The sequence below is a fragment of the Streptomyces sp. SID13726 genome, from assembly GCF_010548375.1.
In the GTDB taxonomy this organism is placed as follows: domain Bacteria; phylum Actinomycetota; class Actinomycetes; order Streptomycetales; family Streptomycetaceae; genus Streptomyces.
Map to the genome: position 1 here is coordinate 181,740 of NZ_JAAGLY010000016.1, position 14,071 is coordinate 195,810.

A 14,071-nucleotide genomic window follows, 5' to 3' on the forward strand; every position below is an offset into this window, starting at 1 on the left:
GTTGTCCGCGTGGTCGAGTACCGCATCGACCGGCGCTCCGGCGTCGCCACCTATGTGCAGATCGTGCAGCAGACCAAGCAGGCCCTCCGGCTGGGCCTGCTCGAACCCGGCGACAGGCTCCCCACGGCCCGAGAGGTCGTGGAGGCCACCGCCATCAACCCGAACACCGTGCTCAAGGCGTACCGCGAACTGGAACGGGAGGGCCTGGTAGAGGCCCGCCGCGGCCTCGGCACCTTCGTCCGCAGGACGCTGGGCGCCGCCGACCGCACGGCCGACACGCCCCTGCGCGCCGGGCTCGACGACTGGGCCAAGCGCGCCCGGGCGGCGGGCCTGGGCCGCGAGGACGTCGACGCGTTCTTCACCGCCGTACTCGACGAGCACTTCCCGAAGGGGGACCAGTGAGTTCCACCAGCAGCACCCCGGCCGTCGCCCTGGAGGCGTCCGGCCTGGGCAAGCGGTACGGCAGGCGGGGAGCGGCCCTCGACGGCTGCTCCTTCCGGCTCCCCACGGGCCGTATCAGCGCACTGGTCGGCCCCAACGGCGCCGGGAAGTCCACCCTCCTCGCGATAGCCGCCGGACTGCTGCGGCCCACCGAGGGCACGCTCACCGTCCTCGGCGGAGCGCCCGGTGAGGCCCGCGACCGGATCGCCTACCTCGCCCAGAACAAGCCGCTGTACCCCCAGCTGACCATCGCCGAGACCCTGCGCATGGGCGCCGAACTCAACCCGGCCCGCTGGGACGCCGCCTGCGCCGCCCGGATCGTCGAGCAGGGCGACCTGAACCCGGCCTCCCGGATCCGCGCGCTCTCCGGCGGCCAGCGCACCCGGGTCGCGCTCGCCCTCGCGCTCGGCAAGCGGCCCGGCCTGATGCTCCTCGACGAGCCGATGGCCGACCTCGACCCGCTCGCCCGGCACGAGCTGATGGGCACCCTGATGGCGGACGCCGCCGAGCACGGCACCACCGTGCTGATGTCCTCGCACATCGTGGCCGAGCTGGCCGACGCCTGCGACCACCTGCTGCTCCTGGGCGGCGGCCGGGTCCGGCTCGGCGGCGGCATCGACGACCTGCTCGCCGCGCACACCCTGGTCACCGGCCGGGGCACCCCCGCGGACCTGGCCCCGCACACCGTGATCGAGTCCCGTACGGCGGGCCGCGGCCTCACCGCCCTGATCCGCCGGGACGGCCCGGTCGTCGAGGGCTGGGCCACCGAGGAGCCCTCCCTGGAGGAACTGCTGCTCGCCCACCTCCGCGCCCCCGACGCCCGCGCCCTGCTCACCCCGGGCACCACCGCGACCCCCGAGGCAGTGACCGCATGAGCACCGCGACCCTCGAGAAGACCCCGGCGACCGCCGTACGACAGACACCGCGCGGCCTGCTCCGCACGGTCCTGCGGCTGCACCGCACCGCCCTGTGGATCTGGCTCGCCTTCGTGGTGATCACCGCCGGCTTCCTGCTCTGGCTGACCGGCCCGGGCGCCCACGACACCGCACGACAGCTGGAGCGGTTCGGCTACGGCGGCGGGGTCACGGAGGCCGCCTACTCAGGGGACACGCTCCTCTACTTCACCTCGGGCGCGTTCAACGACCTCTTCTACGACCCGGACACCCTGCTCACCCTGGCGTCCTTCGCCGTCGCCCTGTTCGCCGGGGGTCCGCTGATCGCCCGTGAGCTGGAGAGCGGGACCGCGCGGCTCGCCTGGACCCAGTCGGTCTCACCGGCCCGCTGGCTCACGGCGAAGCTGGCGCTGCCGGCCGCCTTCATCGTCGTAGGAATGAGCCTTCTCACCCTGCTGTACCGGCAGTTGTGGTCGGCCCACGGCAATCTGCTCGTCGCCGGCATCGGCCCCCGCTCCTTCTACTTCTCCGTCGGCCCGGCCACCGTCGCCGCCCCGCTGCTCGGACTCGCCCTCGGCGCGCTGATCGGGCTCGCGGTCCGCCGCACCCTGCCCGCGCTGGCGTTCAGCGGGTTCGCGTACTTCCTGGTGTACGCCTTCCGGGGCAACCACTGGCCCTTCCAGGGCCGCTACCAGACGCCGGACCTGAACTCCCGCAGCTCGGCGTTCACCTCCACCGGCGCGGAGGTCTCCGACCCCGGGTGCTACACGAGCAAGGCCTGCCTCGCCCAGCACGACATCGTCCGCTTCACCCGCGAGTACCTGCCGTCCCCCGACTACTGGCCCCGCCAGCTCCTGGAGACCGGCGCCCTGCTCGCCCTCACCGCCGTGGTCGTCGCCCTCGCGTTCGCCGTGCTGCGCAGGCGGGTGGCGACGGGATGAGCGCGCCGGCCGCCCCGACGCTGGGGCTCACCCGGACCGTGCTGCGGCTGCACCGCGCGGCACTGATCGTGTGGGGCGTCTTCGTCCTCGCTTCGGTGGGCTACCTGATCTGGCTCACCGAGGTCACGGCCGGCTCCGTCCGCGAGAGCCTGGCCACGTGCCCCAGGGACGGCACCCTGTGCGGCCTCGGCGCCTGGCACGGCTACAGCGAGGCCATCGGCTGGGTCAGCACCTTCATGTACTACAGCTACTGGGCCGTCGCCGCCTGGGCCGCCGGCGCGCTCATCGCCCGCGAACTGGAGAGCGGCACGGCCCGCCTGGCCTGGTCCCAGGGCATCACCCCGACCCGCTGGCTCACCACCAAGCTCACCCTCCCCGCCCTGGCCCTCACCCTCGGCGGCGCCCTGTTCGTCCCCGTCTACCGCTGGGCCTGGTCCTCCCACCGCGACCTCATGGGCGACAACCTCTACTTCAACGACGTCTTCGCCGCGCACGGCCCTCTGGTGGTGGCCTACCCCCTCTGCGCCCTCGCCATCGGCACCCTCACGGCCCTCTTGCTGGCCCGCCCCCTCCCCTCCGCAGCCATAGCGGTCACAGCCACAACCCTCCTCAACCACTACCTCCAGTCCCTCCGCCCCACCTCCGGCTCCGCCTCCACCTCCGCCTTCTGGCCGGCCCACCTCACCGAAACAGCCCTGCTCCTGACAGCCACAGCCCTGGCCACGGGGGCCGCCTTCTGGCAACTCCGCCGCCGATCTGCTTGAACCGGGCGCGTATGGGGGTGCCGGGTTCGGTTGTCTGGCGGGTGCGGGTGCGTCGTGGCTGGTCGCGCAGTTCCCCGCGCCCCTAGGGAGTTGCACCTGACGTGCGCCACGACGGGCCGTTGGCCGCGTACGGCGCGCAGGGGACGGGGTGGGGGGTGTCCGCCCGCAGCGGCCGGCGTCCGTTACCGAGACCTTCTGGCACGGACCGAGCCGCCGGACCGAGGACGGATACCCCCCACCCCGGCCCCGACCCCACCACCACGAGGACGCGCTACAGCAGGCCCCACCGAAGCCGAGCAGGCCGCCGCAGGCCTCAGGGGCGCGGGGAACTGCGCAAAACGCCCGCCCCCACCGAACCCGCAGCCAACCACCCCCACATGTAGACGCCCGCGAGCCGCCCCCCGATATCCCGCACGCCATGTCGCCGTAACCACCGGTTCAGACGGACTTGCGACGCTCAGCGAATGAAGCCCGCCGAGCCAGAGCCTTCACCGCTGCCCACGGCCGGTGAGCGGACGGGGACCGACCACACCCCCACCCGCCCCACCCCCGCCCGCCCCACCGCCGCCGTCGCCGCCGCCGCCGCCACCGCATCGCTCCCGCTCGCACTGTCCGACGCGCCCGTTTCGCTCCTGGCGCGGAAGAATGGGCCCATGAGCCAGTCGAACACCCAGGCAGAGGTCCAGCACGTGCAGCCCTCCGTGGGCTCCATAGCCGCGCACCGCCCGCACACCGTGTCGGCCACCGTTTCCGACCTGGAACCCGACCTCGACGCGGATCTCGACGCGTACGAGGAGATCCCGGTCGACGGCGCCGCCCAGCTCCCGCAGGGTCGTTTCCTCGACCGGGAGCGCAGCTGGCTCGCGTTCAACGAACGCGTCCTGGAACTCGCCGAGGACCCGAACACGCCCCTCCTGGAGCGCGCGAACTTCCTCGCGATCTTCGCCAGCAACCTGGACGAGTTCTTCATGGTCCGGGTGGCCGGACTGAAGCGCCGTATCGCCACCGGCGTCGCCACCCGCTCCGCCTCCGGCCTCCAGCCCCGCGAGGTGCTGGAGATGATCTGGGCCCGCTCCCGCGAGCTGATGGCCCGGCACGCCGCCTGCTACCACGAGGACGTCGCCCCCGCACTCGCGGAGGAGGGCATCCACCTGGTCCGCTGGAACGAACTGACGGAGAAGGAGCAGGCCCGCCTCTTCACCCTGTTCCGGCACCAGATCTTCCCGGTCCTGACCCCCCTCGCGGTCGACCCGGCCCACCCCTTCCCGTACATCTCCGGCCTCTCCCTGAACCTGGCCGTGATCGTGCGCAACCCGGTCAACGGCAAGAGCCACTTCGCCCGGGTCAAGGTCCCCCCGCTGCTGTCCCGCTTCCTGGAGTCCTCCCCCGGCCGCTACGTCCCCATCGAGGACGTCATCGGCGCCCACCTGGAGGAGCTGTTCCCCGGCATGGAGGTGCTGGAGCACCACACCTTCCGGGTCACCCGCAACGAGGACCTGGAGGTCGAGGAGGACGACGCCGAGAACCTCCTCCAGGCCCTGGAGAAGGAGCTCATGCGGCGCCGCTTCGGCCCGCCGGTCCGCCTGGAGGTCGAGGAGTCCATCGACCGCGAGGTGCTGGACCTCCTCGTGCGCGAGCTGAAGATCTCCGAGGCGGAGGTCTACCCGCTGCCCGGCCCCCTGGACCTCACCGGCCTCTTCCGGATCGCGGGCCTGGACCGCCCCGAGCTGAAGTACCGCAAGTTCGTCGCCGGCGTCCACCGCGACCTGGCCGAGGTCGAGTCGGCGTCCGCGCCCGACATCTTCGCCTCCCTGCGCGCCCGGGACGTCCTGCTGCACCACCCGTACGACTCGTTCTCCACCTCGGTGCAGGCGTTCCTCCAGCAGGCGGCCGACGACCCGGACGTCCTCGCCATCAAGCAGACCCTGTACCGGACTTCGGGCGACTCCCCGATCGTCGACGCGCTCATCGACGCCGCCGAGGCCGGCAAGCAGGTCCTCGTCCTGGTCGAGATCAAGGCCCGCTTCGACGAGCACGCCAACATCAAGTGGGCGCGCAAGCTGGAGGAGGCGGGCTGCCATGTCGTCTACGGCCTGGTCGGCCTGAAGACCCACTGCAAGCTGTCCCTGGTGGTCCGTCAGGAAGGCGACACGCTACGGCGGTACAGCCATGTCGGCACCGGGAACTACCACCCGAAGACGGCCCGGCTCTACGAGGACCTCGGCCTGCTCACCGCCGACCAGCAGGTCGGCGCGGACCTGTCCGACCTCTTCAACCGCCTCTCCGGGTACTCCCGCCGCGAGACCTACCGCCGCCTCCTGGTGGCGCCCAAGTCCCTTCGCGACGGCCTCATTTCCCGTGTGAACAAGGAAGTCCAGCACCACCGCGCAGGACGTCCCGCCTTCATCCGCATCAAGGTCAACTCGATGGTGGACGAGGCGCTCATCGACTCGCTCTACCGCGCGTCCCAGGCCGGCGTACCCGTCGACGTCTGGGTGCGCGGCATCTGCGCGATCCGCCCCGGCGTCACGGGCATGTCCGAAAACATCCGGGTCCGCTCGATACTCGGCCGGTTCCTCGAACACTCCCGGGTCTTCGCCTTCGGCAACGGCGGCGAGCCCGAGGTGTGGATCGGCAGCGCCGACATGATGCACCGCAACCTCGACCGTCGTATCGAGGCGCTGGTGCGGGTGACGGACCCGGCCCACCGGGCAGCCCTGAACCGGCTGTTGGAGACCGGTATGTCCGACACCACCGCGTCCTGGCACCTCGGCCCGGACGGCGAGTGGACCCGGCATGCCACCGACGCGGACGGCGGGCCCCTGCGCAATGTCCAGGAGATGCTCATAGACGCCCGGAGGCGCCGGCGTGGCACAGCAACACCTTGAACCGACGGAACCCCTGGCCGGGGCCGCGACCGGGGACGCCCTCGCGGGCTACCTGAGGGCCCAGGCCACGGAGTTCCTTCGCGCTCTCCGTCAGCACCGCGAGTCCGGCGGTGCGGCGGCGGGCACGGAGGAACCCGTCGACGCGGCCCGGGCCCTGCGCCGCTCGGTCCGCCGCGTCAGCGCCAGCCTGCACACCTTCCGGCCCCTCCTGGACGCCGACTGGTCGGAGTCGCTGCGCCCCGAACTGGCCTGGCTCTCCGGCACGTTGGGCATGGAGCACGCCTACGAGTCGCGCCTGGAACGGCTGTTGCTCGCGCTGCACCGGCTGTCGGGCGCGGTGTTCCCGTCCCAGTCGGTCAACGACGTGGAGGCCGTGGCGGCCGGCCGTACGGCGGGAGCGGCACCCGCCCCGGACCGCGGCAACCTCACCGTGGGCGCGGCCAAGGCGGGCGCGCTCCTCGACCGCCAGCTCACCCTGGCCCGCACCCGGGCCCACTCGACCGCGCTCCAGGCCCTGGGCTCCAGCCGCTTCCACGCGGTCGCCGACAGCATCGCCGTACTCGCCAGCGAGGTCCCGCTCACGCCGAAGGCCGCGACGACCGACCTGCGCCCGCACGCCGCCGCGGCCCAGGAGCGACTGGAGGACGCGGTGACCGCGCTGCCCCTGGTCACCGCGGGCCATCCCTACAACGCCGAGGCCCTCATCCACGGCCTGTCCCCCGACCCCTCGCCGCATCCGCAGGACGCCCCCTGGCACCAGGTCCGCCTCCTGCTGCGGCTGCACCGCTACGCGTGCGAGGTGCTGTGCGGCGCCCACCCCCCGGTGGACGTACGGCTCCTGACGGCGGGTCAGGCCCTGGACCGCCACCGGGACGCCTCGGAGGCGGCGGCCGCGGCGGCGTCGGCCGCCCGCACCCCCCGTATCGCCCCGGCGACCGCCTACGCCCTCGGCGTGCTCCACGCCGACCAGCGCCACGAGGTGGAGGCGGCCCGCTTCGCGTTCCAGCGGTCCTGGCAGAAACAGACGGTCGGCACGCCCTGACGCACCCGTCCAGGAGGCGAACAACCACGTGACGCACGCCAACGAAACCCCCGTCCAGGCAGCCGGCTGCGTCCTGTGGCGCCGCTCCCCCATCGACGGCGAACTGGAGATCTGCCTCGTCCACCGTCCGAAGTACGACGACTGGTCGCACCCGAAGGGCAAGCTGAAGCGCGGCGAGGACCATCTCACCGGCGCGCTGCGCGAGGTCGAGGAGGAGACGGGGTACCGAGCCCTGCCCGGCGCCCCGCTGTCCACCGCGAAGTACTACGCGAACGGCCGCCCCAAGGAGGTCCGTTACTGGGCGGCCGAGGCATCCACCGGCACCTTCACCCCGAACGACGAGGTCGACCGCATCCTCTGGCTCCCCCCGACCGCCGCCAGGAACCGACTGACCCAGCCCCGCGACCGCACCCTGGTCGACGAACTCCTGGTCCGGGTACTCGAACACACATAGGTTCTCGACCGGGGCCCGGTCGAGCCCTCAGCCCCGGGTGTGCCCCTCCGCGTCCGCCCGCGCCTGGCTGCGGGCTCTGCGGGCCGGGCCGCGCCAGCCGCAGCTGCACCTGGCCAGACAGAAACGGCCCTGCTCGACCGTCTGCGTCAGGTGGGCCGGGGGTTCGGACGGTGGTGGGGGAATCCTGTCCTGCTGCGCCACACGACAACGTTACCCAGCTCAGGTGAAGGCATCGCGTGACGGCCCTACCCAGCCGTCGTTATCCGCAACGACAGGGCCGTCCTTGACGGACGTATCGGCTGGGGGTAGGCGGCGATGGCGGAGCGGCAGCACAGGCAGGCCGGCGGGGCGGTCGTCGCGGCGGTGCTCGCGGTCTGCGCGGGCACCGCGGGATGCTCCGGCAGCGGGGCCGCCGACGCCCGCGCGGCCGATCCGGTCGAGACCCTGCACCGGGTCGCCGACACCCTGGTGGACGCGGGCAGTTCGAAGGCCCGGACCTCGATGGAGATGGCCACCGGCGGCACCCGGGTCACCATCCGCGGCGAGGGCGTCTACGACTACCGCGGCCGGCTCGGCCGGCTGAAGGTGATGCTCCCGCAGGACCCGGCCGGCACCAGCGAGCACCGGCCCATCACCGAACTCCTCGCGCCGGGTGCCCTGTTCATGAAGAACCGGGGCGCGGGCGTGCCCGCCGACAAGTGGGTGCGGGTCGACACCGCGACCCTGTCCGACGGCAACCTCGTCACCGGCGGGGCCACCGATCCGCTCGCCGCGGCCGAGGTGCTGCGCGGGACGCGGACGGCGACGTACGTCGGCACCTCCGAGCTCGCCGGGACCGAGGTGCGGCACTACCGGGGCACGGCGGACCTCGCGGTCGCGGCCCGCAACGCCTCCGCGGCCGGCCGGAACGCCCTGGCCGCGGCGGCGAAAGGGTTCGCCACGGCCCGGGTGCCCTTCGACGTCTACCTCGACGACCGGGGCCGGGTCCGTAAGATCCGGCACCGCTTCAGCTTCGTCAACGGACAGCGGCACGGCATCGTGGCGGTCGCCTCGACGACGCTGCTGTACGACTTCGGGGCCGCCGCCGACGTACGGCTGCCGGCCGCCCGGGACATCTACGCCGGCAAGATCGCCGAGGGGTGAGCAGTCGTGACGGGCGTCAAGAACTAGCCCGTCCGTGCCATGCGCGGTGTGTAGGCCGCTCCCTACTCTAGGAAGTCGGTAACGGCAGAGAAGAGGTGATGCGCGTGGCTCCGGTCGGCGGTACGGCGGTGCAGGACCACGTGGCCCTCGCCGAGATCGAACTGTGCGGGGAGCTGATCATCGCGGCCTCGGCGGCGGACGACCGGCTCAGCCTGGAGAGCATCGACGAGGTGCTGCGGGTGGCGGAGGAGCGGGACCAGGGCGGGGCCGCCTCAGGTGCGCAGTAGCCGGCCGATCGCCTTGGTCGCCTCTTCCACCTTGGCGTCGATCTCGGTGCCGCCCTTGAGGGCCGCGTCGGCGACGCAGTGCCGCAGGTGCTCCTCCAGGAGCTGGAGGGCGAAGGACTGGAGGGCCTTGGTGGAGGCCGAGACCTGCGTGAGTATGTCGATGCAGTAGACGTCCTCGTCGACCATCCGCTGGAGGCCGCGGATCTGGCCCTCGATCCGGCGCAGGCGCTTGAGGTGTTCGTCCTTCTGCTTGTGGTAGCCGTGGGTTGTGTTTTCGGCCACCGGCTGGGAGGGAGCGGTGGAGCCGGCCTCGGTCGTCGTCATCGCGTCCTCCGTATCAGGGGCGTGCCCAGAGGGATTCATATACCCCTACTGGGTATATGGTACCGAAGTTTCCCGGGTATAGGGCCTGCGAGCGGATTAGCCGTGGCCGGATGATGCACTTAGCATCAGCCTGACCGAAACCGATGCATCCTGAGGACCCCTTGTGCGCTTTCGTCTGACCCCCAGGGAGACGAGCTTCTACGACATGTTCGCCGCCTCCGCGGACAACATCGTCACGGGCTCGAAGCTCCTGATGGAACTGCTCGGGGCGGACACCGCCGGCCGGGCCGAGATCGCAGAGCGTATGCGGGCCGCTGAACACGCCGGTGACGATGCCACGCACGCGATCTTCCACCAGCTGAACTCCTCGTTCATCACGCCGTTCGACCGTGAGGACATCTACTCCCTGGCGTCCTCCCTCGACGACATCATGGACTTCATGGAGGAAGCCGTCGACCTGGTCGTCCTCTACAACGTGGAGGAGCTGCCCAAGGGCGTCGAGCAGCAGATCGAGGTGCTGGCGAGGGCGGCCGAGCTCACGGCCGAGGCGATGCCGAACCTGCGCACCATGGACAACCTCACCGAGTACTGGATCGAGGTCAACCGGCTGGAGAACCAGGCGGACCAGATCCACCGCAAGCTGCTCGCCCACCTCTTCAACGGCAAGTACGACGCCATCGAGGTCCTCAAGCTCAAGCAGATCGTCGACGTCCTCGAAGAGGCCGCCGACGCTTTCGAGCACGTGGCGAACACGGTGGAGACCATCGCCGTCAAGGAGTCCTGAGCCCCTCCATGGACACCTTCGCGCTGATCGTGACCATCCTGGTCGCGCTCTTCTTCACGTACACGAACGGCTTCCACGACTCGGCGAACGCCATCGCCACCTCCGTCTCCACCCGGGCGCTCACCCCGCGCGCCGCGCTGGCCATGGCCGCGGTGATGAACCTCGCGGGCGCCTTCCTCGGGTCCGGGGTCGCGAAGACGGTCAGTGAGGGCCTGATCGAGACGCCGGAGGGCTCGAAGGGGATGGGCATCCTCTTCGCCGCACTGGTCGGCGCGATCACCTGGAACCTCGTCACCTGGTACTTCGGCCTGCCCTCCTCGTCCTCGCACGCGCTGTTCGGCGGCATGGTGGGAGCCGCGCTCGCGGGCGGCACCGACGTGATCTGGCACGGCGTGATCGACAAGATCGTGATCCCGATGTTCCTGTCCCCGGTCGTCGGCCTGATCGCCGGCTACCTGGTGATGACGGCGATCATGTGGATCTTCCGGCGCTCCAACCCGCACAAGGCCAAGCGCGGCTTCCGGATCGCGCAGACCGTGTCCGCCGCCGGCATGGCCCTCGGCCACGGTCTCCAGGACGCCCAGAAGACCATGGGTGTCGTGGTGATGGCCCTGGTGATCTCCGGGCACGAGACCTACGGCGATCCGATCCCGGTCTGGGTGAAGATCGTCTGCGCGGTGATGCTGTCGCTGGGCACCTACGCGGGCGGCTGGCGCATCATGCGCACCCTGGGCCGCAAGATCATCGAACTGGACCCCCCGCAGGGCTTCGCCGCCGAGACCACCGGCGCCGCGATCATGTTCACCACCGCGTACCTCTTCAAGGCCCCGGTCTCCACGACCCACGTCATCACCTCGGCGATCATGGGCGTCGGCGCCACCAAGCGCGTGAACGCGGTCCGCTGGGGCGTCGCCAAGAACATCATCCTCGGCTGGTTCATCACCATGCCGGCGGCAGCGCTCGTCGCGGCCGGCTCCTACGGAATCGTGTACCTGGCGTTCCTGTAGAAGCCGCTTCGGATGTACGACAACGGGCCCGCCCCCGGATTCCGGGGGCGGGCCCTTGTTGACCTCGCGGTGGCACCGCCATGCAGCACCGCGAGGGGTCTTGGGGCGGCTCAGCCGAAGCGGCCCGAGATGTAGTCCTCGGTGGCCTGGACGGACGGGTTGGAGAAGATGCGCTCCGTCTCGTCTATCTCGATGAGCTTGCCGGGCTGGCCGACGGCGGAGAGGTTGAAGAAGGCCGTGCGGTCGGAGACCCGCGCCGCCTGCTGCATGTTGTGCGTCACGATGACGATCGTGAAGCGCTCCTTCAGCTCGCCGATCAGGTCCTCGATGGCGAGGGTGGAGATCGGGTCCAGGGCCGAGCAGGGCTCGTCCATGAGCAGGACCTTCGGCTCGACCGCGATGGCGCGGGCGATGCACAGACGCTGCTGCTGACCGCCGGAGAGACCGGAACCCGGCTTGTTCAGGCGGTCCTTGACCTCGTTCCAGAGGTTCGCGCCCTTGAGGGACTTCTCCACGACGTCGTCGAGCTCGGACTTCTTGAAGGAGCCGTTGAGCTTGAGACCGGCCACGACGTTGTCGTAGACCGACATCGTCGGGAACGGGTTCGGGCGCTGGAAGACCATGCCGATCTCGCGCCGCACGGCCACCGGGTCGACCCCGGCGCCGTACAGGTTCTCGTCGTCGAGCATGACCTTGCCCTCGACCCGGCCGCCCGACGTGACCTCGTGCATGCGGTTGAGCGTGCGCAGGAACGTGGACTTGCCACAGCCCGAGGGGCCGATGAAGGCCGTGACGGAGCGGGGCTCAACGGTCATCGAGATGTCCTCGATGGCCCGGAACGAGCCGTAATAGGCGTGGAGGCCGCTGACATCGATTCGCTTGGCCATGGGTATCACTGCTTCTTTCGAAAGGTCGGTCGCTGTGTGGCCGCGTCAGCGACCTGTCTTCGGGGCCTTCCAGCGGGCGATGCCGCGGGCCGCTGCGTTCAGGATCATCACGAAGGCGATCAGCGTCAGCGACGCCGCCCACGCACGGTCGTACGCCGCTCCGGCGCCCCCGCTGTTCGCGTACTGCTGATAGATGTACAGCGGAAGCGACTGCTGCGCACCTTCGAAGGGGTTCGCGTTGATGAGCGAGTTGCCCCAGACCAGCAGCAGCACCGGCGCCGTCTCACCCGCGATACGGGCGACCGCCAGCATGATGCCGGTGGTGATGCCGCCGATGGAGGTCGGGATGACCACCTTCAGGATGGTGCGCCACTTCGGGATGCCGAGCGCCAGGGACGCCTCGCGCAGCTCGTTCGGGACGAGCTTGAGCATCTCCTCCGTGGAGCGCACGACCACCGGCATCATCAGGATGGCCAGGGCCAGCGAGCCGGCGAAGCCGAAGGGCTGCATGTCGAAGGCCAGCATGATCGACAGGATGAACAGGCCCGCGACGATCGACGGGATGCCCGTCATGACGTCGACGAAGAAGGTGACGGCCTTGGCGAGCTTGCCGCGCCCGTACTCCACCAGGTAGACGGCGGTGAGCACACCGATCGGCGCCGCGATCACGGTGGCGAGGCCGACCTGCTCCAGGCTGCCGAGGATGGCGTGGTAGATGCCGCCGCCCGGCTCGTCGTCGGCGACCAGGCCCATCGAGTGGGACAGGAAGTAGAAGTCGAGGACCTTCACACCGCGCGAGACGGTCGACCAGATCAGGGAGACAAGCGGGATGAGGGCGAGCAGGAAGGCGACCCAGACCAGCGAGGTCGCGACCCGGTCCTTGGCCTGACGGCGTCCCTCGACCCGGGCTGCGATCGCGTAGGTGCCCACGACGTAGAAGATCGCGCCCATCAGCGCCCACTGGATGCTGCTGTCCAGGCTCGCGGCGAAGGTGATGACCACGCCCAGGGCGACGGAGCCCGCGGCGATCGCGAACGGCGCCCACTTGGGCAGGCGCGCGCCCTGGAGGCTGCGCTTGCTGGTGACGGCTGCGGTGCTCATGCGTTGGCCCCCGAGTACTCCTTGCGGCGGGCGATGATCATGCGGGCCGCGCCGTTGACCAGCAGGGTGATGACGAACAGGACCAGACCGGAGGCGATCAGCGCGTCCCGGCCCAGCTCGCTGGCCTCACCGAACTTGCTGGCGATGTTCTGGGCGAAGGTGCCGCCGCCCGGGTCGAGCAGGCTGGCCTGGATGTCGAAGGACGGCGAGAGCACGGTGGCCACGGCCATCGTCTCGCCGAGCGCGCGGCCGAGGCCGAGCATCGAGGCGGAGATCACGCCGGACCGGCCGAAGGGGATCACCGCCATGCGGATCACCTCCCAGCGGGTGGCGCCGAGCGCCAGGGCCGCCTCCTCGTGCATCTGCGGGACCTGGCGGAAGACCTCGCGGCTCACGTTGGTGATGATCGGCAGGATCATGATCGCGAGCAGGATGCCGACGGTCAGCATCGAGCGCGGTGCGCCCTGCTGCCAGGAGAAGATGCCGGTCCAGCCGAGGTAGTCGTTCAGCCAGCCGTACAGGCCGTTCATGTGCGGTACGAGGATCAGGGCGCCCCAGAGGCCGTACACGATGGACGGCACGGCGGCGAGCAGGTCGATCACGTAGGCGATCGGGCCGCTCAGCCGGCGGGGGGCGTAGTGCGTGAGGAACAGCGCGATGGCGACGGCGATCGGGACCGCGATGACCATGGCGATGATCGACGAGACGATCGTGCCGAAGACGAGGACGGCGATGCCGAACTTCGGCGGGATCAGCTGGGTGTTCCACTCGAACGCGGTGAAGAAGTTCGCGTCGTCCTTGCTGATCGCGATCGAGGCGCGCCAGGTGAGGAAGGCCGCGATGGCGGCCATGATCACCAGCAGCAGGATGCCCGAGCCGCGGGAGAGACCGAGGAAGATCCGGTCTCCGGGCCGGGTGGCGCCGCGGGCCGCGCGCTTCTGCTCGGCCTCGGTGGGCTGGGGGGCGGGGGGAGGTGCGTCTGTTATCTGTGTCGTGTCCATCAGGTTCTCCGGTCTGCTGAGCCGCACATGTCGTACGGCTCCTGGCGGCGGTGCACCGGACGGTGCGGTCCGGCCCGGGGCGCTCGGAAGCGGGGGCCCGGGCCGGACCGCACC

Annotated in this window: 16 protein-coding genes; 11 read left to right on the plus strand and 5 right to left on the minus strand. The window is 70.7% G+C overall.

Features of this window, described 5'->3' with window-relative positions; genetic code table 11:
• Positions 1 to 9 precede the first annotated feature (9 nt).
• The 7 genes from G3I78_RS33495 to G3I78_RS33525 all read left to right on the plus strand — a co-directional run bounded on the left by G3I78_RS33495 (position 10) and on the right by G3I78_RS33525 (position 7,423).
• Positions 10 to 402: a GntR family transcriptional regulator gene (locus tag G3I78_RS33495; RefSeq protein ID WP_164431589.1), complete on the plus strand. Its 393-nt coding sequence runs from the start codon at positions 10 to 12 to the stop codon at positions 400 to 402.
• Positions 399 to 1,316, plus strand: coding sequence for an ABC transporter ATP-binding protein (locus G3I78_RS33500; protein WP_164431591.1), 918 nt, complete (start codon positions 399 to 401; stop codon positions 1,314 to 1,316). The genes G3I78_RS33495 and G3I78_RS33500 overlap by 4 nt, the downstream gene beginning before the upstream one ends.
• On the plus strand, positions 1,313 to 2,275 hold the full coding sequence (locus tag G3I78_RS33505; protein WP_164431593.1) for a hypothetical protein: 963 nt from the start codon (positions 1,313 to 1,315) through the stop codon (positions 2,273 to 2,275). Before G3I78_RS33500 ends, G3I78_RS33505 begins: the two co-directional genes overlap by 4 nt.
• Positions 2,272 to 3,039, plus strand: coding sequence for a hypothetical protein (locus G3I78_RS33510; protein WP_164431594.1), 768 nt, complete (start codon positions 2,272 to 2,274; stop codon positions 3,037 to 3,039). The genes G3I78_RS33505 and G3I78_RS33510 overlap by 4 nt, the downstream gene beginning before the upstream one ends.
• A 653-nt stretch (positions 3,040 to 3,692) precedes the next feature.
• Positions 3,693 to 5,927 (plus strand): RNA degradosome polyphosphate kinase, encoded by a 2,235-nt coding sequence (locus G3I78_RS33515; protein WP_164431679.1) that lies wholly within the window; start codon positions 3,693 to 3,695, stop codon positions 5,925 to 5,927.
• Positions 5,908 to 6,969, plus strand: a complete 1,062-nt coding sequence (locus G3I78_RS33520; RefSeq protein ID WP_164431596.1) for a CHAD domain-containing protein — start codon at positions 5,908 to 5,910, stop codon at positions 6,967 to 6,969. The genes G3I78_RS33515 and G3I78_RS33520 overlap by 20 nt, the downstream gene beginning before the upstream one ends.
• Before the next feature lie 28 nt (positions 6,970 to 6,997).
• Entirely contained in the window at positions 6,998 to 7,423 is a 426-nt protein-coding gene (locus G3I78_RS33525) for an NUDIX hydrolase (RefSeq protein WP_164431598.1), read from the plus strand.
• A 27-nt stretch (positions 7,424 to 7,450) separates the two neighbouring features.
• On the opposite strand, the gene G3I78_RS51310 is transcribed toward G3I78_RS33525, so the two are convergent.
• Positions 7,451 to 7,624 carry a hypothetical protein gene (locus G3I78_RS51310; protein WP_203615876.1) on the minus strand — a complete coding sequence of 58 codons (174 nt, stop codon included), beginning with the start codon at positions 7,622 to 7,624 and terminating at the stop codon, positions 7,451 to 7,453.
• Between the two features lie 114 nt (positions 7,625 to 7,738).
• Between G3I78_RS51310 and G3I78_RS33530 the strand changes: the two genes are divergently transcribed.
• Both G3I78_RS33530 and G3I78_RS33535 read left to right on the plus strand, forming a co-directional pair.
• Positions 7,739 to 8,566 (plus strand): hypothetical protein, encoded by an 828-nt coding sequence (locus G3I78_RS33530; RefSeq protein ID WP_164431600.1) that lies wholly within the window; start codon positions 7,739 to 7,741, stop codon positions 8,564 to 8,566.
• A gap of 98 nt (positions 8,567 to 8,664) precedes the next feature.
• Positions 8,665 to 8,853 carry a hypothetical protein gene (locus G3I78_RS33535; protein ID WP_164431602.1) on the plus strand — a complete coding sequence of 63 codons (189 nt, stop codon included), beginning with the start codon at positions 8,665 to 8,667 and terminating at the stop codon, positions 8,851 to 8,853.
• Here the strand turns inward: G3I78_RS33535 and G3I78_RS33540 are convergent.
• Positions 8,839 to 9,177 (minus strand): metal-sensitive transcriptional regulator, encoded by a 339-nt coding sequence (locus G3I78_RS33540; protein WP_164431604.1) that lies wholly within the window; start codon positions 9,175 to 9,177, stop codon positions 8,839 to 8,841. The genes G3I78_RS33535 and G3I78_RS33540 overlap by 15 nt on opposite strands.
• A 163-nt stretch (positions 9,178 to 9,340) precedes the next feature.
• On the opposite strand from G3I78_RS33540, the gene G3I78_RS33545 reads away from it, so the two are divergent.
• Both G3I78_RS33545 and G3I78_RS33550 read left to right on the plus strand, forming a co-directional pair.
• Positions 9,341 to 9,961: a DUF47 family protein gene (locus G3I78_RS33545; protein ID WP_015659485.1), complete on the plus strand. Its 621-nt coding sequence runs from the start codon at positions 9,341 to 9,343 to the stop codon at positions 9,959 to 9,961.
• 8 nt (positions 9,962 to 9,969) lie between these two features.
• Entirely contained in the window at positions 9,970 to 10,968 is a 999-nt protein-coding gene (locus G3I78_RS33550; RefSeq protein ID WP_164431606.1) for an inorganic phosphate transporter, read from the plus strand.
• A 110-nt stretch (positions 10,969 to 11,078) separates the two neighbouring features.
• Here G3I78_RS33550 and pstB read toward each other — a convergent pair whose 3' ends face one another.
• The 3 genes from pstB to pstC are packed head-to-tail and all read right to left on the minus strand — an operon-like array spanning position 11,079 to position 13,957.
• On the minus strand, positions 11,079 to 11,855 hold the full coding sequence (pstB, locus tag G3I78_RS33555) for a phosphate ABC transporter ATP-binding protein PstB (protein WP_164431609.1): 777 nt from the start codon (positions 11,853 to 11,855) through the stop codon (positions 11,079 to 11,081).
• A 45-nt stretch (positions 11,856 to 11,900) separates the two neighbouring features.
• A complete protein-coding gene (gene pstA / locus G3I78_RS33560) occupies positions 11,901 to 12,956 on the minus strand; it encodes a phosphate ABC transporter permease PstA (protein WP_164431610.1) in 1,056 nt (351 codons plus the stop codon).
• Positions 12,953 to 13,957 carry a phosphate ABC transporter permease subunit PstC gene (pstC, locus tag G3I78_RS33565; protein ID WP_164431612.1) on the minus strand — a complete coding sequence of 335 codons (1,005 nt, stop codon included), beginning with the start codon at positions 13,955 to 13,957 and terminating at the stop codon, positions 12,953 to 12,955. The genes pstA and pstC overlap by 4 nt, the downstream gene beginning before the upstream one ends.
• Positions 13,958 to 14,071 lie beyond the last annotated feature (114 nt).